Origin of the sequence: Klebsiella sp. HC6, from assembly GCF_022605325.1 — a bacterium.
Taxonomy (GTDB): Bacteria; Pseudomonadota; Gammaproteobacteria; order Enterobacterales; family Enterobacteriaceae; genus Klebsiella; species Klebsiella terrigena.
The window spans coordinates 4,551,933-4,572,015 of sequence record NZ_CP093276.1; the positions used below are offsets into that span (position 1 = coordinate 4,551,933).

Below are 20,083 nucleotides of genomic sequence, written 5' to 3' on the forward strand. Positions count from 1 at the left end.
TGCGCCAATGAATTAAAGACAGCGTTAGCTATCAGTTAGTTTCAGGCTGCAGCGCGGCTGCCGCTAATTACTTTTCCCGGGGCGCCTTTATCTCCCTTTCGCATGTGCTACCCGGCGGCTATACTTGCCCGCTCACGGCCTAAAACCGGACCCGCCGCGGTAGGCGGATCCGGCGCATAACGTCAGGCTCAGGATTTAGCGAACGCCAGCAGGTCCGGGTTAATGACCTCAGGGTGGGTGGCAAACATCCCGTGCGACAGTCCCGGGTAGATTTTCAACGTCCCGTGCTTCAGCAGCTTGATTGATTTGCGCGCGGCGTCATCGACAGGCACCACCTGATCGTCTTCGCCGTGCATTACCAGTACCGGTACATCAATCGCCAGTAAATCCTGCGTAAAGTCGGTTTCAGAGAACGCTTTGATACAGTCATATTGCGCTTTGGCGCCGCCTGCCATGCCCTGACGCCACCAGTTATCGATCAGGCCCTGGCTGATTTTGGCCCCCGGGCGGTTAAAGCCGTAGAACGGACCCGACGGCACGTCAATGAAGAATTGCGCGCGATTAGCGGCGAGCGCGGAGCGGAAGCTATCAAACAGGGATAGCGGGAGCCCTTCCGGGTTAGCGGCCGTTTTTAGCATAATCGGCGGGACCGCCCCCATCAGCACCGCCTTCGCCACGCGGCCTTTTTCGGCCCTGGCGACATAGCGCGCCACTTCTCCGCCGCCGGTAGAGTGGCCGATATGGATGGCATTTTTAAGATCCAGCGCACCGGCAAGTTCAGCGACGTCGGCGGCATAGGTATCCATCTCGTTGCCGGTATCGGTCTGGTCGGAACGCCCGTGGCCGCGACGGTCGTGGGCAATCACCCGATACCCCTGCGATAAAAAGAACAGCATCTGATTATCCCAGTCGTCGGCGCTTAACGGCCAACCGTGGTGGAAAACGACGGGCTGCGCATTTTTAGGGCCCCAGTCTTTATAGAAAATTCGGGTACCGTCTTTGGTGGTAATAATGCCGTTGCTCATAGAAATATCTCCTGTCTGTAATGAGAGTGAGGTCATACCCCGGGCGAAGGGCGAAAGTGACAGCCCGATACCGGCAGACAACGTGCCGCTGAGGATCAGCAGACGCCGTCGTGAAATCTCAAACCGTTCGTCTGGCATAGCTGCTCCTTTATCGTTCAGGTCATCGCTGTTGTTGTCCGATGGGGCTATTGTTATGCAATACGTCGGGAGATAGAATTGTCAAAAATGACACTATAAAAGGCAAAAATGACAAATGAAGCCTTCTGTTGAAAAGAGCATCGTGGCGGAAGTGGGCCTGCTGATTTATCCCGAGTGCCAGCTGGCTGCGGTGTATGGATTGACGGATATGTTCAGGATTGCGGCGGACTGGGCGGTGAGTATCTCCGGCGAGGAGCGCGTTCGCGCGATTCGGGTGTCGCACTGGCAGGTCATGCCCGACGGCGATACGGTGGCGTGCGTCTGGGACAGCCATCCGGATGAGCCGCATCGCCTGAGCCATGTGATAGCCCCGCCCAGCCTGGTCATGCCCGCGCAGATGAAGCCTATGGCGGCCCCTGCCGCCTGGATGAGCGCCCTGTATCATGACGGCGTAACGCTCTGTTCGGTTTGTGCCGGAGCGTTCGTGCTGGCGGAGACCGGGCTTATCGATCATCGTCGCGCAACGACGCACTGGGCGTTTGCTCAGGCCCTGTCGGAGCGTTTCCCGGAGATTGACGTCGCGGCGGAAAATATGGTTATCGACGACGGCGATATTATCACCGCTGGCGGTATTTTTGCCTGGACGGATCTGGGCCTGACGCTGATAGAGAAGCTGCTGGGAAACGGTACCATGCTGGCGACGGCGCGTTTTTTACTTATCGACCCTCCCCGCCGCAAGCAAAACACCTATTCGGCATTTATTCCGCATTTCGACCACGGCGACCTCGTCATTCTGCGCGTCCAGCACCACCTCCATGCGACATATTCTGAACAGCAGAGCATCGATGAAATGGCGGCGCTGGCGGGGATGACCCCGCGGACATTTCTGCGCCGCTTTCAGAAAGCGACGGGCGTGCGGCCAACGGAGTACCTGCAGCAGGTTCGCATCATGAAGGCGCGGGATGCCCTTGAGTTAACCGGGCGTTCGGCCGACCGTATTGCCTGGGAAGTGGGATATACCGATCCCTCAGCCTTCCGCAAAATTTTTCGCAAAATCACCGGCGTAACGCCGGGCCAGTACCGGCAGCGTTTTGGCCTGGAATAAAGCGGCTTGCCGCTGCCCCGGCTTAATTTTAATTAGCTGACAAAACCGCCAGGCATATTATTTAATTGCCGCCGGATAAGAAATTAAGCAGCAATGTTTATAACTTGATGTTTTCTTTTTTCAATTGTATGATTATCGTAATAATATTCTTAATATGATGAAGGCTGTTAAATGTTCGACGTAAAAATCCGTGAAGTTAGTCACGAACTATCTGCCAAAGAACGGAATGTCGCCAATTACATCATTGAAAACAAACAGTCATTGAAAAGTATGAGTATTCAGATGCTTGCTAAGGTAAATGGCGTAAGCACCACCACTATTTTACGCTTATGCCACAAGCTAGGTTATCAGGGGTTCAGCGATCTTAAAATTGATTTGATGACCTCATCCAGCGCGGTAACCAATAATAAATTCCTCCAGGAAGATATTTGCCTCGATGATTCAGTTGAGGCTGTCAATGCTAAAATCCTGCAAATAGAGAAATCATCAATCGATGAGACGCACGCGCTTGCTAATGCCGGCACGCTTCTTGAAGCCAATGAGCTGATCAGGAAAAGCCATAAAATTGTTATTTATGGTGCCGGCAGCAGCGGCCTTGTGGGAAAAGAGCTTGAATACCAGCTAATCAAAATTAAAAAAGATGTCAGCTGTCATCTGGACTACAGTATTCAGTTTAGTATTGTTAATACCCTGGATGAAAACGATCTGCTGATTATTATCTCGCATTCTGGTGAAAACCAGGAAGGCGTCATGCTCCTGACCCTGGCGCAGCAGCTCGGCGTGCCCTCCATTGCCATTACTAAAATGGGGCAAAGCCGTATTTCCACCCTTGCCGATATCGTCCTGCACACGGTTTCTACGGAAAGCGTTTCACGCCTGATACCCATCCGCTCCAAAATGTCGCAGCTGGCGGTGATTAACATGCTGGTGACCAATCTTTTCGTCCAGCAATATGACGAGCGCCTGCTCAAACAAATCCAGATGCGCGCCGAGCGTTTTTATCGTCAAAATCATAAGCCCTGAAGCGGCCGCCGCGAAGCCGATCGCCTTCCGCGGCTGAGATTCCCCCCCAACGCCGTCGGTGTTCCGCCGCTCCCCACGCCTTAAGCTCGCCTTTATTCCTCGCTACCCGGCCGAAAAACGGCTTCTGAAAGCTCAAGCTGACTCATTGCCAAAGAGCGATCGTTATCACATATCGGTCAAAATAGTGTTTCATGGTATTTCCTTAAGCCAAAAGTAATAGTATTACTATAATTAAATTAAATCGTAGTAATAATGTCACAAAAAAAGGAAAGCTATGTCAGCCGAACTTCCCGTCATCTTGATAAGCCACGGCCCCTTTGCCCAGGGAGCCCTCACCTGCGCGGAGATGCTCATTGGTAAGCAAAGTCATGTTTTGGTTATTTCCATCGAGGAAGAGAGCAATATCAACGACGTGCGCGCGCGGCTGGCCGAGGCCTATCGTGCGCTAAATAAAGAAAATGGCGTTCTCATTCTGGTTGATATGCTGGGCGGATCGCCCTGTAATTTAGCCAGCGAGCTGGTATTAACCTATGATGACGTTGTTTTATTCTGCGGGTTTAACATTCCAACGCTGCTTGAAGTCTTTAACAACCGCGACCAGCCGCTGCCTGCGGTTAGCAAACTTATTGCTGAAGTATTTCCGCAAAGCTGTTTCAACGTCGGGGATATTTTAAACGAAGAACGGCAGCAAGCCGCCGATCTCTAAGGGGAATATCATGCCAGTTAATGTTGCAAGAATAGATGACCGCCTTATCCACGGCCAGGTCATTACAACCTGGGTAAAAAATCATGATATCGAGCAGGTGCTGATTATTAACGATAAGGTCGCAGGCGATAAAGTTCAGCAGTCCGTGCTGACCATGTCCGCGCCACCTGAGCTGAAGGTCCTCGTTTTTGGAGTACAAAAATTCATTGATGTTCTGAAAAAAACGGAAATAAAGAAACGCACTATGTTGCTATTCACCAATAGTATTGACGTGAATATTCTGGTGGAAAACGGTTTGAAAATTACCACCCTGAACGTCGGCGGTATGCGGATGCAGGAGGGGCGTAAAAGCCTGACCCGCGCGGTTGCCGTTACGCCGGAAGAAGAGGCGGCGTTTAAATCCCTTATCGCCAAAGATATTACCGTAGAAGTGCAAATGGTGCCTAAAGACCCCGTTATTGAGCTTCACACGTTACTTAAATAAGTACCCGGAACATTTATTTTATAATAAATGAGGAATAGCAAATGTTAATTGAAGCTCTTTTAGTCGCTATCTGGGCAGGTATTTGCTCAATGGATGATGTGGGTCCGCAGATGCTTCGCCGGCCTCTGTTAACCGGCACCGTTGCCGGTATTATCATGGGCGATACGGTCCAGGGACTGGCGATCGGCGCCACGCTTGAGCTGATGTGGATGGGTATCGGGAACGTTGGCGCCTACTCCGCCCCTGATATTATTGCAGGCTCTATTATCGGCGTCGCTTTGGGGATTGCCTCCAAAGGGGGGATTGCCGCAGGGATTGCGCTTGCGGTCCCGGTCTCTATTTTATGCCAGCAGCTGCTTATCGTATGGCGCTCTTTCGCCAGCTTTCTTAACCTCTGGGCAGAAAAATCGATCCATGATGGCGACTACCGAGGGCTGGTTAAAGTTCATTACTTTTCCACACCGCTGTGGTTTTTAATTCGCGCCGTACCCTGTTTTCTGGCGATCTACTTCGGCGGCGATCTGGTGAGCAAAATTTTAGCGGCGATCCCTGAAAACGTTTTGACCGGTATGGGCGTGGCATCAAAAATGATCCCGGCCGTCGGCGTATGTATCCTGCTATTGATGTTATTAAAAGGCAGAATGTGGTTTTTCTTCCTGCTCGGTTTCATCCTGACAACGTATTTGAAACTGCCGATTATTCCTATCACCTTTATTGCCCTGGCGTTTGCCGTTTTGTATGACATGGCCTACACCAACGGAATTAACAACGCTAACAATACGACGCCGGACGAAAAAAACTCCGCCGCGACATCTGAAGAAGAGTACGATTTATGAACACCGAAAATACCTGTCCAGACGTTAGTGAAGAAGACCTTCCCTGCGAACGTAAACTCAATAAAAAAGATCTGAATCGTATTTTTTGGAATCTGCAAACAATGTCATTTTCATATAACTATGAAAAATTGCAAACTATCGGCTTTGCACACTGCATGATCCCGGTTCTTGATAAACTCTATGCCCAAGCTGATAAAGAAACGCGAATCAAGGCGATGCAGCGCCATTTCGAGTTTTTTAACTCGCAAATAAATACCGGGGCTCTTATTTTAGGGGTCACCGCCGCGCTGGAAGAAAAGACCACCGAAGAAGAAAAGGATGCTGTAGTTTCCGTTAAGGCCGGATTGATGGGACCGCTTGCGGGTTTAGGTGACAGCCTGCTCAAGTTTACCTGGCTACCCATCTGCGGAAGTATTGGCGCGGCCTTTGCTCTGCAGGGAAATCTCATTGGCCCAATCCTGATGTTTCTTTTATTTAATATCGTCAACATTGGCACCAAATATTTCTTTATCCACTATGGCTATAACAAGGGCGTCGACTTAATCGAACAGTCGAAAAACTCAAATATTATTCAGAGAATTACTAATATCGCCAACGTTGTCGGGGTTATGGTGCTCGGTTCTTTAATCGCCACGACGGTCAAAATATCGACACCGCTGGTTATTGCGGTAGGTGAACAATCCATCAAAGTGCAGGAGATGTTTGATAAAGTTACGCCTAATTTATTAACCCTGCTTTTCTCCTTAGGCGTGTTCTTCCTCGTCAAAAGGCTGCGCGGGAAATATACCGTATCACTCATTATTTCGATGATGGTGCTTGGCGTTATATGTTCAACTTTCGGTATTTTAGCTTAAGGATAAAAAATGAGTTTATGTCAGACCCCGTCAGTATGCAGAAATAATAAAAATTATCTCACGCTTTCTTTTACCGCTCCCGCGGAAAACGTAGCGCTGTACTGGACCAAAGATAATGATGTCAAAACAAAAGAGCGCTACCTTATTACTCAACATGCCGTCAGCCCGTATGAACTGGAGGACCCTTTACAAGCCGAGCAGCGGATCTATTTTATTCTGGAGCACAGCGGCCAGCCAGTACTTTTCGCCGAACGAACACTGCCGGTTTCTGGATTAAATAACTTTCGGGATTTTGGTGGTTATCCCGCAGCCGAGGGGAAAACCGTAAAATGGGGCATGCTATTTCGCTCCAACCATTTGTACAACCTCGATCGACAGGCATTGGCCTACATCCGACGCCTTAACATTCAGTCAATCATCGATTACCGAAGTGAAAATGAAATCGCCAAAAGCCCGAACGACCACGTCGGTGAAAAGAGAACCTACCATTTAAACGCAACGGCACAAACGGCGGAGCTGGCGGCACAGTTCTCTGCCGAACCCAGTAATGAAGATCGAGCTTTAATCGAAAGCGTGATACGGGACATTCCCGCAGAATTAATTAATGGTCGAGGCGAACAGGTTTTAGAGCAATATCGTAACTTTGTGACCAGCGAAAAATCGAAGCGTGCATTTAAGCACATGATCGATGTGCTGCTCGATCCCCATAACGCGCCCAATATCCAGCACTGTCGTGGGGGAAAAGACCGCACCGGTTATGGCGTTCTTCTGGCACTATCGATGCTCGGCGTATCCGAAGAGGATATTATCGCCGATTATATGGTCACGCAGGCTAATCGCATGGAGCGTAATGCTATCAAAATGGACGCCTACCGAAAAATAACCAATGATGAGGACGTCCTTGCCTATCTTCACACGTTAATCGATACCCGTGAATCCTTTATTATTGAAGTATTTAACACCATCAAAGCCCATTCAGGCAGCGTCGCTAACTATATCTGCAGCGAGCTGGGCTTTTCACAACAGGCCTTTGCTCAGATGCGGCAGAACTATTTAACCGATGATTAACGGGCCCGCTATTTGTAAGCACGCCCGCGGCGCTGGCTCAGGATCGCCGCCGGAACTGCACCATCCGGTCAATCACGATCGCGCAGATCAGGATCGCCAGCCCCGCGAGTATGCCTTTACCCTGGGCTGCGTACTGCAGCGCGGAAAGGACATCCTCACCTAAGCCTTTTGCGCCGATCAGCGCCGCAATGACCACCATCGACAGGCTCATCAGCACCGTCTGGCTGACGCCTGCGAGGATCGCCGGGCGGGCAATAGGCAAATCAACTTTAAATAGCATAAACCCCCGCCCGGCGCCAAAGGCCAGGGCCGCCTCCCGCACGGCGGGCGGAACGTTGGCAATACCAAAGGCCGTCTGGCGAATCACCGGGGCGATGCCGAAGATGATAGTGGCAATAATCCCGGCGGTCTTACCGATACCGAACAGGGCGATGATCGGGATCAGGTAGACGAAAGCGGGCGTGGTTTGCATAAAATCAAGGACCGGTCGGATAACGGACGCCACGCGCCGGCGATAGCCGCTCCAGATGCCGAGCGGGATGCCGACGGCGACGGCGATAAACGATGCCGTCCCCAGCAGCGCAACGGTTTGCATCGCTTTGGTCCAGTAGCCGAAAGCGAGGATATAGGCCAGCCCCACCCCGACGCCAAATGCCAGGCGCCAGCCGCCGCGCTGCGCGGCAAAGGCGAGAAGCACGATAAACACCACCGGCCACGGCGTGGCGATCAGCGCATATTCCAGGGCACCCAGCAGCGCATCGATGACCCCGGATATATGCTGCGCGGCGGGAGCAAGGGCGGCGGCCAGCGACCCCATCCCCTCGTCGATCCACCGCGATGCGTTCGACGCCAGCTCGGGTAACCCGGCGGGGTTGAAAATCTGAGCGGGGATCGCGCCGGCGTAGTTTAAGAGCGCCATCGGCACGATCGCCAGCCAAATCAGCGCCGCGAAGAGGGCGGCGCCGGTCGAACAGGTCATGCCGCTAAAATCCTCCGTCAGGCGCGCTCTGCGCAGCCGCCCCGCCATCAGCGGCACGGCGGCAAATCCTAAAATAACGCGCGCGCCCAGCAGCGCGGCCAGCCCACCGAGGATAAGGCCACGCCCTCCCCGCTCGGCCTCAAGCGCCGCGCGCGCGTCGCTGGCGGCTCTGCTCAGCGACGCGGCGGAGCGCTCCAGGGATTGGGTCATCGCACTCTGCGGGTCCTGCCTGTGGGCCGCGGCGGCCTCCTGCGCCCGCTGGCTCGCGAGCTCGACCAGGGTGGTCACGCGCGCCTGCTGGTCGCGCGACAGGCCGTGGCTCAGCGCAAGCACGATCAGCGCCGCCCCGATCAGCTCGGCGCTTAAAAACAGCCAGAACAGTCCCCGAAAGCGGTGCGCGCCAAGCCAGAGGCTGCCGAACAGCGCCGCTTTGCGATGAAAAGGCGGCAGCCTGCGCGATTCATCCTGCAGTTGGCTAAACGCGCGCTGGTAAAACGGCGTCACGACATCCGTCTGGTGCATCATGTGGTCTCCTCTGCTCTCGCCATGCCAATGCGGATAAAGCGGGCGACATATTCATTAGCCGGACGGGCCAGAAGCTCCGCCGGCGTGGCCAGCTGCTCGAAGCGGCCCTGCCGCATAACGGCGATACGATCCGCGATGCGCAACGCTTCGGCGACATCATGGGTAATAAACAGCGTGGTTTTATTGAGATCGCGCGACAGGCTGCGAAACTCGGTCTGCAGGTCGTCGCGGATCAGCGGGTCCAGGGCGCTGAAGGGCTCATCCATCAGCAACACGTCCGGATCGGAGGCCAGCGCGCGCGCCAGCCCAACCCGCTGCTTCATCCCGCCGGAGAGCGTGTCGATCCCGCGCTGCCCCATCCCGGCAAGCCCCAGTCGTTCCAGAAGCGCTTCGGCGCGCGCTTCGCGCCGGGCGCGGGCAACCCCGAGGATTTCCAGCGGCAATGCCACGTTTTCCTGAATGCTCATATGTTCGATGAGAGCGTGGCTCTGGAACACCATCCCGATACGGCGGGCGCGCAGCTCGCGCAGCCTGGCGGGCGACAGCTCGGCAATCGCCTCCCCGGCGATGCGCACGCGGCCGATGCTGGGCGCGATCAGGTGGTTCACCATGCGCAGAAGCGTGGACTTGCCGCACCCGGAGAGGCCTAAAATGCATAGCAATTCGCCGCGCTCGACGTGCATATCGATACCGCGCACCGCCGCCAGGCCGCCTGCGGGCAGGCGGGCGTCGGGGTCGCGCCGCAACGCCGTGACGGCATGCTGCGGATCGCAACCGAATACCTTCCAGACATTTTCCAGCTGAATCATTTCGCGCTCAGCCAGTCAGCCACGCGCGCCTTATTCGCATCCAGCCAGCCGCGCGCCGCCTGCTCCGGCGTCTTCCCTTCGACGGCGATCGCATAGGCCAGGGCGCTGACGTCCTGGGTGTCGAAATGGACCGCTTCAACGATTTTTACCCCATCAGGGTTCGTTTGGGCAAAGTGATTGCTGTAGGCGATGTGGATCGCCGCATCGCCATAGCCGGTGCTGATGCGTGATTTCGTTAACCAGTCCGGGTCCGACTGATCCGCAACCTGCCAGGTCGTCGGCGTATGCTTAGGCTCCTGCAGATTGGTGAGCTTGTAGCGGACGTAGTTCTGATGCGGCGCATAGCAGTAGCCGATCCAGGCGCCGCCCGTTTTCGCGGCGTTATCCAGCGCCGCCGTCGCCACCGCCTCATCGGAACGGGTCAGGTCGAAGAACGGCGCGAAGCCGTAGGTTCGGGCGCGGATCTCTTCATAATTGGTGGACAGCCAGCCCGCCGCGCCCAGCCAGATCTGCCCGCGATCCGACCCCTTCGGTGCAAAAACTTTTGCTTTGTCAGGGTCGGTCAGATCGTAGACGGAATGAATGTTGTGCGCCTCGGCGGTCGCCGTCAGGGTGCAGTAACCCTGGGTTCCGGCATAGGCGTTTTTCGCCAGAGTGACGTTCTTGCCGGCCCCGGCGTATTTCGCCACCAGCGCGTCCTGGTTCGGTAGCCAGACGTCTGTCCAGATATCGATCTCGCCGTTGTTGCGGTTCAGCCCTTCCCAGATAACCGGCACGGAAGAGACGGGCACAATTTTGGTCTCCGCCCCCGTCTGATCTTCGAGCAGCAGCTTGACGACATACGCCGTGCCCTGAGCGGTAGCATAGCCGGCATCCACAATGCTGACGGCGTGGGCTGCGGGTGTCGCCAGCAGAAGGGCGACAATCATTTTCTTCGCTAAAAATTTCATCTGGTTATCATCCTTCCGGGTCAATATTGTGTGTGAGATGAGGTTGCGGGACGGGCAGACGGAGCCTCTCGCGCAGCGTGCCGCTAAATTCCAGCGGCGTCAGCAGACCGCGCTCGCGAAGCAGGGGAACCACATCGGAAATAAAGAGGTCCAGCCCTTCCGGGAAGGTGGGAGGCAGCAGCATAAAGCCGTCCGCCCCACCCGCTTCGTGCCAGCGGATCATCTCCGCCGCCACCTGCTGCGGGGTGCCGACGATCTGCAGGTGGCCGCGCGCGCCGGCAATGCGCCGCGCCAGCTGCAGCACGCTGAGGTTTTCGCGCTCCGCCAGCTCCCGCAGCAGCTGCTGGCGGCTGGCAATGGAATTGGACGCGGGCAGCGGTGGCAAAGGGCCGTTGGGATCGACATCCGTTAAATCAATATCGCCGAGATAGCTCCCCAGCAGCGCCAGGGCGACCTCTTCGGCGATCAGCCCCTGCAGCTGGTCAAACTTCGCCTGGGCCTCAGCCTCGGTTTTGCCAATCACCGGAAAAATGCCGGGCAGAATATACAGGTCGTCGCTGCTGCGGCCGGCCGCTTTACGGCGGGCGTGCAGATCCTGGCGATAGGCAACCGCCTCTTCCAGGGTGGGCGCCGCAACGAAAATCACTTCCGCATGGCGGGCCGCAAGATCCCGTCCCGCGGGCGACGCCCCGGCCTGCACCAGCACCGGCTGTCCCTGCGCCGAGGGCAAGACGTTCAGCCCGCCCAGCGCGCGGAACCAGCGCCCCTGAAAGCCGGGCTCACGCAGCGCATCGGCTTCAAAAAAAACGCCGCTTTGCTTATCGCGCGGAAAGTTCGTGACGTTCCAGGAACCCCACAGCGCCCGCACCGCCGCAATAAACTCCTCTGCGCGCGCGTAGCGTTTATCGTGGCGAAACTCCGTCGGGTTAAAATTCGTGGCCTCACTCGACAGGCCCGACGTCACGATATTCCAGCCCAGGCGTCCGCCGCTGATAAGATCGAGCGAAGCCAGCTGGCGCGCCAGGTTGTAGGGTTCATTGAAGGTGGTGCTGGCGGTGACGACGATGCCGATGCGCTGCGTGGTGGCCGCAACCGCCGCGGCCAGCGTCAGCGCCTCGAAGCCGTGCGACCACTCATCCACCCGCCGCGTCGCCTCGAGGGGTCCGGCGGGAATGCCGAGGCGGTCCGCAATAAAGGTGATATCAAACCCCGCGGCCTCGGCGGCGCGCGCGCTGGCAATATAGCTATCGACGGAGATATTGGCCTTTGGATCCGTATCCGGATGGCGCCACGCGGCGACATGATGGCCGCTCGGGTACTGCAGCAGCGAAAGCACCAGCGGCTTTTTCACGCGATTCATAGAAGCGGGTTCCGATTGTTGGCGACCGTAGACGCGGCGGCCTGGGATAAACAATCAGCTAAACTTATTGGAATAAGAAACGCCGCTCAAATACCATTTTGATATATTTTATACGCCATCGACAGGCAGCAGGCGCCTCGATTGCGCTCCGGCGGTGAGCCGCATTTTTTCCCTTAACAGCGGCAATAAATAGCTGCAGCGGCCGCGACAGATACCGTCGGCTGGGATATACAATGCTTACAGGCAGGTCGGCATCACTTCGCATAAAACTCCTGCGGCCAGCCATTCGCACATCATATTCAGGGATCTGAATCATACCCATGCCAGATGCGCAGGCCGCAATATAGGCCCGGCGCTGTTTACCGTCAGGTGGCTGCTGACGGCGGCGCTGGAAAAACTCTTACGTTGACTACCTACCTACTAGTAGGTTAATGTTTATTCATTGAGCAGGAACATCACGCGACGAACCGCTCATGCAGCTCGCCCCGGGCTGCTTTGCACTCAGGTTAGTCCCCGCGCGTAAGCGGCGGCGGTACCACCCGACATTCTACCTACTAATAGGTCGTTAGTGATTTTTATTACCTGACGGCCTGGAGAGCTGACATGCAAAACGCCCCTGCAACCCCGAATCGATCTCTGAACCAATGGCTCCAGACCTACTACTTTCTGCGAACCGGGGTCTCGATTGCCTGGATCGCCCTTGCCGTTTTCGTGGGCAAGCACAATCCCGCCGTGGGCGCGGCCCTGCTGATTCTGTATCCGGCCTGGGACGCGTTCGCGAACTATCTGGACGCCCGCAGAAGCGGTGGCCTTGGCGCGAATCCATCGCAAAAGTTTAACTTTGTGGTCAGCATCATTATCGCCCTCGCCGTTTGCGGAGCGCTTACCGTCGGTATGCCTACGACGATCGCGGTGTTCGCCGCCTGGGCTATCTTCTCCGGCCTGCTGCAGCTGGCGACGGCCGTGCGGCGCTGGAAAACGACGAGCGGCCAATGGCCGATGATCCTCAGCGGTGCCCAGTCCGCGCTCGCCGGCGTCTTCATGTTTCAGCAGGCGCATAGCGGCATGGCGCTGGACGTGACCACGGTCGCACCCTATGCGGCCTTCGGCGCGTTCTACTTCCTCGTATCCGCCATCTGGCTGACCGTCAAGAACGTTCGCCAGCGCGCCGCGCTCGCCGACTGAACGATCCTCCCCGCTGGACGGCGGCTCGCCGGAGACAAAGTGGAACGATAAGCACGAGGACGACTTTTCCTGTGCTTATCTTCACCGCTGCGGTAGTGTTGCTGAGGCGTTAGCAGCGCCAAAGCCGACCGATAACAAGCGCATAAATGGGAAGCGATAGCATGAACGATCGACAGATTGTGCCAGACGAGAATAGCTGGGACTCCTGGAGCCCTGCCGAGCTCTCCCGTCGGCTGAGCCGCATATCGAGGCCGTGGTGCGTCGTGGGCGGCTGGGCACTCGATCTGTGGCACGGGAAGAAGACGCGCGAGCATGAGGATATCGAGTTCACGATCCTGCTCGAGGATCTGCCCCTTTTTCGCCGCGAGCTGCGCGATATGGAGTTTTACACCGTCAGCGACGGCGTGCTCGAGCGGCTGGCGGCCGACCGGCAGCCGGAGGCCGAGATTTCCCAGATCTGGTGCTTCGACCGCCCCGCTGACCGCTGGCGGGCGGATATGATGATTGAGCCGGGAACGGATGAGCGCTGGGCCTATAAGCGGGATCCACAGCTCACGCGACCACGCAGCGAAATGGTCGCGCTGACCGCGGGCGGCATTCCTTACCTCAGCCCCTCAGCCGTGCTGCTGTTCAAGGCAAAGCACCGCCGGCCGAAGGACGAGGAGGATTTCGCCCGGACCATACCGGGGTTACTCCCGTCCGAGCGCTTATGGCTGCGGGAGTGTCTCGAGCGCCTGCACCCTAACCATCCGTGGGCAGACATGCTGTAACGGCCAGGATAGCGCCCGGCCTATCATCCCACCGACGCGGGAAAGCCGCGATCTCTGGCCGACCACGCCACCAGCAGCGTGGCCAGCAGCAGCACCAGCAGCGCAGGAGAGAATGCCCCGACGCCAAAACGGTCCAGCAGCACGCCGCCAACGATACCTCCGCTGGCAATAGCCGCATTCCAGGCGGTCACCAGCATCGACTGCGCGATATCGGCCGCATCGCCGGCGATCCTCGCCAGCGCGGTCTGAAACAGGGTCGCCGCCCCGCCGAAAGCCAGCCCCCACGCCCCTACCGCCGCGTAGACCGCAACAGGATCGCCACCGGCCATACCCAGCGTCAACGCCGCCGCGCCGAACAGGAGCGTGCTCGCCAGGGTTAGCCGGCGCAGGTAGCGATCGATCAGCACACCGACGATCCAGATACCCGCTACCGACGTCCCGCCAAAAACCAGCAGCACCACATCCGTGCGCTCCACCATTCCCGCCTTCACCAGAAACGGAGCGATATAGGTGTAGAGGATGTTATGCGCCAGAACGAAGGCCAGCACCACGAACAGCACCGGACGGATCCCCGGCAGGGTGAACACCTGGCGCAGCGACAGGCGCTTGCCCGCCGCCTGCCCGGCGAAGTCCGGCACTTTCAGCCTCACCCAGCCCATCAGCAGTAGCGCCAGCAGGCTGATGATGCCAAAACACATCCGCCATCCCAGCAGATTGCCAAGCAGCGTACCGGCAGGCACGCCCAGAGAAAGCGCCAGCGGCGTACCCACCATGGCGATAGCGATGGCGCGGCCCTTCTGCTGCTCCGGCACCATCCGCGCCGCGTAGCCGGCCAGCAGAGCCCACAGCAGGCCCGCCGAGACGCCCGCCACGAAGCGTGCCGCTAGCGTCAGCGCATAGCTGGCGGAGAGCGTCGTGACCGAGTTGGCGATGGCGAATCCGCCAATGGCGGCCAGCAGCAGCGGCCGGCGACGAACGCCTTGAGTGGCGGCGGTCAGCGGAATGGCGGCCACCAGAGAACCGATGGCATAGACAGTCACCGTCTGGCCGACCCACGCCTCGGAGACGGCCAGGCCTTGCGCCATCTGGGGCAGCAGGCCGGCCGGCAGCGCTTCGGTCAGGATGGTGATGAAAGCCGCCATCGCGAGCGCCAGCAGCGACGCGACGGGCATGCGATGCCCGGTCGTCGAATTCATCGCTCAGCCTCCAGGGCGCCGTAGACCGCATCGCGCAGATCGCCGACGAAACGGCCCGACATCCCTTCGTATAGGGTGTTAGTGAAGGCGACGACGCTCAGCCCCCGCGTCCGATCCACGAACCACGAGTGGCCGTAGGCGCCTCCCCAGCGCCAGGTGCCTTCTGATTCAGGCGAAGCGGCCAGCGTCCGATCGCGCAGGACCGAAAAACCGAGCCCAAAGCCGCAGCCCGGCGCGTTGGGCAGCTCCAGATTCTCCGTCCGATCCCGCGCCATTTCCGCAATCAACTCATCCGGCAGGATCGCGCCGCCCCCCTGACGCAGAGCCTCCAGCAGGCGCAGGAAGTCTTCGGCGGTTCCCGCCATGCCCGCGCCACCCGAGGGAAATGCCTGCGGGTCGAAGATGCGCGCAGGGCTGTAGGGAATACCAACCGCCCCCTCGAAGGGCGAAACGATTTCACCTTCCGCCAGCGGATGCGGCTGAGGCACATCGTTCACGTAGGCGGTCGCCACGCGCTGCGCATCCCGCGCGATAAAGCCGGTATCGGCCATGCCCAGCGGGCCGGTCACCAGCTGGCGCACGGCTGCGTCAAGCGGTTCGCCCTGCACTCGCTCGATCAACGCGCCCAGCACGTCGGTCGCCAGCGAGTAGCCCCAGCCCGTACCGGGCTCGTACAGCAGCGGCACGCTGGCGATGCGGCGCAGGTTCTCCGCCAGGCTGATACCGGACGCATCCATGCCGTCCGATACGCCGGCCCGCGCATAGGGGCCGTTGGCATCGGCCTCGAAGAATCGATAGCCCAGCCCGGCCGTATGGCTGAGCAGCTGCCGTACGGCGATCCGCGCGGGCTGGCCGTCGGGCAGCAGCGGCCTGAACTCAGGCAGCCAGCGCTCGAGGCTGTCGTCCAGGCCGAGCCTTCCCTGCGCCACCAGCACCAGCGCCGCCGTTGAGACGATAGGCTTGCTTACCGATGCCAGACGGAAGACCGCATCCGCGGCCATCGTCCGACCGCTTTCACGATCGGCCCAGCCGGCGGCCTGGCGGTAAATAAGCGCGCCGTCGCGGGCCACCAGGACCACGGCGCCGACCAGACGCCGTTCGTCCAGCGCCCGTTGAACGGCGGCCTGAATGCGGGTGGAGAGATGCGCAGGCGCAACGCCTGCGTGCAGCGAAAATGCGGGAACCGACATGGGAAATTCCTTTCATCAGTGAACGTTCCCGCCATGATAGAAACGCGGCTATTAAAGAAAAAGTAGGGTACAGTTCCTGTCTTAGCGGAACTCTATGTCCGCAATGGAGGAGTGAAGTGGACAACCTTAACGGCTTCGTGGTGTTCGTACGGGTCGCCGAAACGCGCAGCTTCGTCGCGGCCAGCCGGCTGCTGGGCGTTTCGGCATCGGCCATCGGCAAAAGCGTGGCGAGGCTGGAAGAGAAGCTCGGCGTGCGTCTGTTTCACCGCAGCACCCGCAGCGTGACGCTGACGGCCGAGGGCACGCTGTTTCTGGAGCGCAGCCGGCGCATTCTTGCCGAAATCGAGGCGGCTGAGCTGGAGCTGTCGCAGGCAACGGCCGCGCCGCGCGGTCGGCTGCGGGTCAGCCTGCCCCTGGTCAGCTCGCTGGTGCTGCCGGTGCTCGGCGAGTTCATGCGCGAATATCCGGCCATCGAGCTGGATCTGGACTTCACGGACCGGCTGGTCGATGTGATTGAAGAAGGCTTCGACGTGGTGGTCAGAACGGGACACCCGACGGACTCGCGCCTGTCGGCGCGCAGGCTGGGCACCTTCCGCTCGATGCTGGTCGCCTCGCCCGATTACCTGGCACGACGGGGTCTCCCCACCGCGCCTGCCGATCTGCTGGAGCATACCTGCCTGCACTACCGCTTTCCCAACAGCGGCAAGCTGGAGCCGTGGGCGCTACGGCTGACGCCCGGAGACCCTGAGCTGCAGCTTCCCACCTCAATGATCTGTAACAACATTGAGACGCGAGTGTGCTTTGCTCTGCAAGGTCTGGGGATCGCCTATCTGCCGGAGTTCGCAATTGCGGAACCGCTGGCGGATGGCCGACTGCTCGCCGTTCTGGCCGATCGGGTGGAACGCACCGGCGTTTTCCACGTGCTCTGGCCCGCCAGCAGGCACCCCTCGCCGAAGGTTCGGGCGCTGGTCGATTTCCTCTGCGCCAGGGTGTTTCCGCCCGCCAGCGCCGGGAGATCAATCAGCAGCAGAGGCTGAGGCTAAGTGCTGATCCGGGGCTACGGGATGAATAGCTACAGGTAGCAAATCATTTCATCGCGCGAATTGGCTGGATATTGGGCAGAGGGACGCAAATACGACGCAAGGGGAAAATTAAGCGGGATTAAAGTTAGTGTAACTTACTGATTTAAATGGTACGCCCTACAGGGCTCGAACCTGTGACCTACGGCTTAGAAGGCCGAAAATCCTTGATTTCTTTCGTGACAAAAAGCGCCTGTAAGGGCGCTTTGATTCAAACTATTAACAAGTGCCGTCAGGCACTGGCACAAGTTTTAAGGAAGTTTGAGGAAAACGTTCGCGAATAAACTTTCCCTCCCCCTCACTCCAGTATTCGCACTCACACATAGGTGTTTTAATCTCTGAGCTTTCAAATCCATCGAAAGCCCTTAGAACTATCATTTCGGGCCCAGCCCCCGAGGCGTGGACCACTTTATCACCAGCTTTGAAATTAGCCATCTGTGTAATTCCTTATTGGTTTTGCTTGTGTATAGAGCCAAAAGGGTAGTAGCGACACATCCATTTCGTAATAACGGATAAAAAATACATAAATATTAAGAGGTGTTCGGAAACCTTCTACGAAATACCTATCACCAATAGTACCCTTGCTTATTGCAATGCCACGCTGAGTTTGGCCACCTGAACATAGGTGATACGCTCACCTCAGAACATTATAGCTGCCATGATGAAAAAAATTCACACGGAGCTCAAACGCGAATCCGCTCAGCTTGTTGTCGCTCAAAATGACACCTTTGCTGAAGCGGAAAGTGTTATGAATGTTAGACTTTCTACAATAGCATGATAGGTAAAAAAGCTGTGTACTGAGTGTAAGGGAAATACATCTACCCCCGCCAATTACCTCGAAAAAAATGAAGTACGTGAGCTAAGAAACAAACCTCAACACATTGAAATAAAATCTAAAATACTGAAAAACGTACCGTAAAACCAGACGGCAGGCGGACTGTATTACGAAGCCAGGTTCTGGGGCTGCATAACATCAACCATGGCTCCACTGACGCAAAAGCATTGCAACCATGCCAACTTCGAGAGTCTTTCGGATAGAACGATAACTTGCTGGCAGATTGATGAAAAAGCCAGACCTGGTCAGCTGTCAGCAACCTACTCATTGATATAAATACGGTGACCTGCTCCCTGTTGATTAACACACTGCGATGCTAGTAATGTCTTCATAAGCCACATGAGGACATCCCCATGAAGAAGCGTTTTTCCGACGAACAGATCATCAGTATTCTCCGCGAGGCCGAGGCTGGCATTCCCGCCCGTGAGCTTTGCCGTAAGCATGCTATTTCTGACGCGACCTTTTACACCTGGCGTAAGAAGTTTGGTGGCATGGAAGTACCGGAAGTAAAACGCCTTAAGTCGCTTGAAGAAGAGAACGCCCGTCTCAAGAAGTTGCTTGCAGAAGCCATGCTGGATAAGGAGGCGTTACAGGTGGCGTTGAGCCGAAAGTACTGACGACAGACCACAAGCGGGAAGCTGCTGTAGTGATGTGTGAAGCGACGGGTCTGTCGCAACGCCGAGCCTGCAGGCTGGTTGGTTTGTCCCTGTCGACCTGCCGCTATGAGGCGCAGCGTCCGGCGGCTGATGTGCATTTATCCGGACGCATCACTGAGCTGGCGCTTGAGCGCAGGCGTTTCGGTTACCGCCGTATATGGCAACTACTGCGTCGGGAAGGCCTGCATGTTAATCACAAGCGCGTGTACCGCCTTTATCACCTCAGTGGCCTGGGTGTTAAGCGCAGACGACGTCGTAAAGGACTGGCAACAGAACGTCTGCCACTGCTCCGTCCGGCTGCTCCTAACCTGACGTGGTCGATGGATTTCGTCATGGACGCACTGGCTACCGGACGCAGAATAAAGTGCCTGACCTGCATCGATGATTTCACGAAGGAATGCCTGACAGTCACTGCCGCCTTCGGTATATCAGGAGCTCAGGTCACACGCATTCTGGACAGTATTGCGTTATTTCGTGGCTATCCGGCAACGATCAGAACAGATCAGGGACCAGAATTTACCTGCCGGGCACTGGACCAGTGGGCTTTTGAGCATGGCGTTGAGCTTCGGCTTATTCAGCCGGGTAAGCCGACACAGAACGGGTTTATCGAAAGCTTTAATGGTCGATTTCGGGATGAGTGTCTGAACGAGCACTGGTTCAGCGATATCGTTCACGCCAGGAAAATCATTAACGACTGGCGGCAGGACTATAACGAGTGCCGGCCTCATTCCTCACTGAATTATCGGACGCCAGCGGAATTTGCAGCGGGCTGGCGAAATGGAAAAATTGAAGGTAAACAAACCGACATTACTAACTGACGATTGTGTTTAATACTGGGGGCAGGTCAACGGTGGTCATGAGCGTATCGCTATCCCAAATCACCTTGCGCGGCAATTCGCGTTGACGGAGCTAAACCGGGTTTGGTGCGAAGACGTGATATATATGTACGGGTAGTACAGGGCTCTCAGGATGCTCGAATATGACTGTGGATTATGACCAAACGAATCGGAAGATTGGTACTGGAAAAACGCTAAAGAACGGACCGGTGCTTTCACAGAACGATTCATTGATCGCTGAGGGCGCCTTGTTCCTTTCTATATTAAGCGATATTGATGGCGAATTTCATCAAATTTCGTCAGGAACACCCATTAGTTGGGTGCTCCATTAGAATATCAGTGATGTTAAGCAATAACCCACGGTAGTAAAGAGGATTATTTATAACGCATCGTTCAGTAACATCGGAAACCTAAGTAGAATGATACGTTCAAGCAATAGTTTATATGTTTCATTAGTTTTCCCAGGCCTGTTAT

19 protein-coding genes and 1 tRNA gene are annotated in these 20,083 nt (G+C 56.8%); 11 read left to right on the forward strand and 9 right to left on the reverse strand.

Annotation, left to right across the window (positions count from 1 at the left end):
• Positions 1–188 precede the first annotated feature (188 nt).
• The gene (locus MMW58_RS22050) at positions 189–1,025 is read right to left on the reverse strand and encodes an alpha/beta fold hydrolase (protein WP_241723770.1); all 837 of its coding nucleotides are present in this window, start codon (positions 1,023–1,025) and stop codon (positions 189–191) included.
• A 253-nt stretch (positions 1,026–1,278) separates the two neighbouring features.
• Here MMW58_RS22050 and MMW58_RS22055 point away from each other — a divergent pair, with 253 nt between their 5' ends.
• The 7 genes from MMW58_RS22055 (at position 1,279) to MMW58_RS22085 (ending at position 7,239) form a co-directional block, all read left to right on the forward strand.
• On the forward strand, positions 1,279–2,268 hold the full coding sequence (locus MMW58_RS22055) for a GlxA family transcriptional regulator (RefSeq protein ID WP_123706851.1): 990 nt from the start codon (positions 1,279–1,281) through the stop codon (positions 2,266–2,268).
• A 171-nt stretch (positions 2,269–2,439) separates the two neighbouring features.
• On the forward strand, positions 2,440–3,291 hold the full coding sequence (locus tag MMW58_RS22060) for a MurR/RpiR family transcriptional regulator (protein ID WP_133596541.1): 852 nt from the start codon (positions 2,440–2,442) through the stop codon (positions 3,289–3,291).
• Positions 3,292–3,565: 274 nt separating this feature from the next.
• Entirely contained in the window at positions 3,566–3,997 is a 432-nt protein-coding gene (locus MMW58_RS22065; RefSeq protein ID WP_045854309.1) for a PTS sugar transporter subunit IIA, read from the forward strand.
• Positions 3,998–4,007: 10 nt separating this feature from the next.
• Positions 4,008–4,481 (forward strand): PTS sugar transporter subunit IIB, encoded by a 474-nt coding sequence (locus MMW58_RS22070; protein ID WP_133596539.1) that lies wholly within the window; start codon positions 4,008–4,010, stop codon positions 4,479–4,481.
• A gap of 41 nt (positions 4,482–4,522) precedes the next feature.
• Positions 4,523–5,317, forward strand: coding sequence for a PTS mannose/fructose/sorbose/N-acetylgalactosamine transporter subunit IIC (locus MMW58_RS22075; RefSeq protein ID WP_133596537.1), 795 nt, complete (start codon positions 4,523–4,525; stop codon positions 5,315–5,317).
• Positions 5,314–6,171 (forward strand): PTS system mannose/fructose/sorbose family transporter subunit IID, encoded by an 858-nt coding sequence (locus MMW58_RS22080; RefSeq protein ID WP_133596535.1) that lies wholly within the window; start codon positions 5,314–5,316, stop codon positions 6,169–6,171. The genes MMW58_RS22075 and MMW58_RS22080 overlap by 4 nt, the downstream gene beginning before the upstream one ends.
• A 9-nt stretch (positions 6,172–6,180) precedes the next feature.
• Complete coding sequence (locus MMW58_RS22085) at positions 6,181–7,239, forward strand: tyrosine-protein phosphatase (protein ID WP_241722112.1); 1,059 nt, start codon at positions 6,181–6,183, stop codon at positions 7,237–7,239.
• A gap of 37 nt (positions 7,240–7,276) precedes the next feature.
• On the opposite strand, the gene MMW58_RS22090 is transcribed toward MMW58_RS22085, so the two are convergent.
• Genes MMW58_RS22090 through MMW58_RS22105 form a run of 4 tightly spaced genes read right to left on the reverse strand, consistent with a single transcriptional unit; the run spans position 7,277 to position 11,862 of the window.
• Positions 7,277–8,743 carry an ABC transporter permease gene (locus tag MMW58_RS22090; RefSeq protein WP_241722113.1) on the reverse strand — a complete coding sequence of 489 codons (1,467 nt, stop codon included), beginning with the start codon at positions 8,741–8,743 and terminating at the stop codon, positions 7,277–7,279.
• The gene (locus MMW58_RS22095) at positions 8,740–9,552 is read right to left on the reverse strand and encodes an ATP-binding cassette domain-containing protein (protein WP_052698700.1); all 813 of its coding nucleotides are present in this window, start codon (positions 9,550–9,552) and stop codon (positions 8,740–8,742) included. The genes MMW58_RS22090 and MMW58_RS22095 overlap by 4 nt, the downstream gene beginning before the upstream one ends.
• Positions 9,549–10,502, reverse strand: coding sequence for a glycine betaine ABC transporter substrate-binding protein (locus MMW58_RS22100; protein WP_133596529.1), 954 nt, complete (start codon positions 10,500–10,502; stop codon positions 9,549–9,551). The genes MMW58_RS22095 and MMW58_RS22100 overlap by 4 nt, the downstream gene beginning before the upstream one ends.
• 7 nt (positions 10,503–10,509) lie before the next feature.
• On the reverse strand, positions 10,510–11,862 hold the full coding sequence (locus tag MMW58_RS22105) for an NtaA/DmoA family FMN-dependent monooxygenase (protein WP_133596527.1): 1,353 nt from the start codon (positions 11,860–11,862) through the stop codon (positions 10,510–10,512).
• Positions 11,863–12,465: 603 nt separating this feature from the next.
• On the opposite strand from MMW58_RS22105, the gene MMW58_RS22110 reads away from it, so the two are divergent.
• On the forward strand, positions 12,466–13,047 hold the full coding sequence (locus tag MMW58_RS22110; protein ID WP_241722114.1) for a DUF308 domain-containing protein: 582 nt from the start codon (positions 12,466–12,468) through the stop codon (positions 13,045–13,047).
• 161 nt (positions 13,048–13,208) lie between these two features.
• A complete protein-coding gene (locus MMW58_RS22115; protein ID WP_241722115.1) occupies positions 13,209–13,817 on the forward strand; it encodes a nucleotidyltransferase domain-containing protein in 609 nt (202 codons plus the stop codon).
• 23 nt (positions 13,818–13,840) lie between these two features.
• Here the strand turns inward: MMW58_RS22115 and MMW58_RS22120 are convergent, their stop codons facing one another.
• Both MMW58_RS22120 and MMW58_RS22125 read right to left on the reverse strand, forming a co-directional pair.
• A complete protein-coding gene (locus tag MMW58_RS22120) occupies positions 13,841–15,013 on the reverse strand; it encodes an MFS transporter (protein ID WP_241722116.1) in 1,173 nt (390 codons plus the stop codon).
• A complete protein-coding gene (locus tag MMW58_RS22125) occupies positions 15,010–16,203 on the reverse strand; it encodes a serine hydrolase domain-containing protein (protein WP_241722117.1) in 1,194 nt (397 codons plus the stop codon). Before MMW58_RS22125 ends, MMW58_RS22120 begins: the two co-directional genes overlap by 4 nt.
• 116 nt (positions 16,204–16,319) lie before the next feature.
• On the opposite strand from MMW58_RS22125, the gene MMW58_RS22130 reads away from it, so the two are divergent.
• Entirely contained in the window at positions 16,320–17,240 is a 921-nt protein-coding gene (locus MMW58_RS22130; RefSeq protein WP_159236093.1) for a LysR family transcriptional regulator, read from the forward strand.
• Between the two features lie 153 nt (positions 17,241–17,393).
• Here the strand turns inward: MMW58_RS22130 and MMW58_RS22135 are convergent.
• Both MMW58_RS22135 and MMW58_RS22140 read right to left on the reverse strand, forming a co-directional pair.
• Positions 17,394–17,487, reverse strand: a tRNA-OTHER gene (locus tag MMW58_RS22135).
• Positions 17,488–17,501: 14 nt separating this feature from the next.
• Positions 17,502–17,717, reverse strand: a complete 216-nt coding sequence (locus MMW58_RS22140) for a hypothetical protein (protein ID WP_241722118.1) — start codon at positions 17,715–17,717, stop codon at positions 17,502–17,504.
• Positions 17,718–18,470: 753 nt separating this feature from the next.
• Between MMW58_RS22140 and MMW58_RS22145 the strand changes: the two genes are divergently transcribed.
• A protein-coding gene (locus tag MMW58_RS22145) for an IS3 family transposase (protein WP_241722119.1) occupies positions 18,471–19,591 on the forward strand; the annotation gives its coding sequence in 2 pieces (ribosomal slippage) (positions 18,471–18,729 and positions 18,729–19,591; 1,122 coding nt in all).
• Positions 19,592–20,083 lie beyond the last annotated feature (492 nt).

Coding starts and splice junctions, on each gene's coding strand:
- MMW58_RS22105 (WP_133596527.1), bottom strand. CDS start 11,862: ATGAATCGCGTGAAAAAGCCGCTGGTGCTTTCGCTGCTGCAGTACCCG.
- MMW58_RS22140 (WP_241722118.1), bottom strand. CDS start 17,717: ATGGCTAATTTCAAAGCTGGTGATAAAGTGGTCCACGCCTCGGGGGCT.
- MMW58_RS22100 (WP_133596529.1), bottom strand. CDS start 10,502: ATGAAATTTTTAGCGAAGAAAATGATTGTCGCCCTTCTGCTGGCGACA.
- MMW58_RS22110 (WP_241722114.1), top strand. CDS start 12,466: ATGCAAAACGCCCCTGCAACCCCGAATCGATCTCTGAACCAATGGCTC.
- MMW58_RS22125 (WP_241722117.1), bottom strand. CDS start 16,203: ATGTCGGTTCCCGCATTTTCGCTGCACGCAGGCGTTGCGCCTGCGCAT.
- MMW58_RS22115 (WP_241722115.1), top strand. CDS start 13,209: ATGAACGATCGACAGATTGTGCCAGACGAGAATAGCTGGGACTCCTGG.
- MMW58_RS22095 (WP_052698700.1), bottom strand. CDS start 9,552: ATGATTCAGCTGGAAAATGTCTGGAAGGTATTCGGTTGCGATCCGCAG.
- MMW58_RS22085 (WP_241722112.1), top strand. CDS start 6,181: ATGAGTTTATGTCAGACCCCGTCAGTATGCAGAAATAATAAAAATTAT.
- MMW58_RS22065 (WP_045854309.1), top strand. CDS start 3,566: ATGTCAGCCGAACTTCCCGTCATCTTGATAAGCCACGGCCCCTTTGCC.
- MMW58_RS22060 (WP_133596541.1), top strand. CDS start 2,440: ATGTTCGACGTAAAAATCCGTGAAGTTAGTCACGAACTATCTGCCAAA.
- MMW58_RS22070 (WP_133596539.1), top strand. CDS start 4,008: ATGCCAGTTAATGTTGCAAGAATAGATGACCGCCTTATCCACGGCCAG.
- MMW58_RS22120 (WP_241722116.1), bottom strand. CDS start 15,013: ATGAATTCGACGACCGGGCATCGCATGCCCGTCGCGTCGCTGCTGGCG.
- MMW58_RS22055 (WP_123706851.1), top strand. CDS start 1,279: ATGAAGCCTTCTGTTGAAAAGAGCATCGTGGCGGAAGTGGGCCTGCTG.
- MMW58_RS22050 (WP_241723770.1), bottom strand. CDS start 1,025: ATGAGCAACGGCATTATTACCACCAAAGACGGTACCCGAATTTTCTAT.
- MMW58_RS22090 (WP_241722113.1), bottom strand. CDS start 8,743: ATGATGCACCAGACGGATGTCGTGACGCCGTTTTACCAGCGCGCGTTT.
- MMW58_RS22080 (WP_133596535.1), top strand. CDS start 5,314: ATGAACACCGAAAATACCTGTCCAGACGTTAGTGAAGAAGACCTTCCC.
- MMW58_RS22075 (WP_133596537.1), top strand. CDS start 4,523: ATGTTAATTGAAGCTCTTTTAGTCGCTATCTGGGCAGGTATTTGCTCA.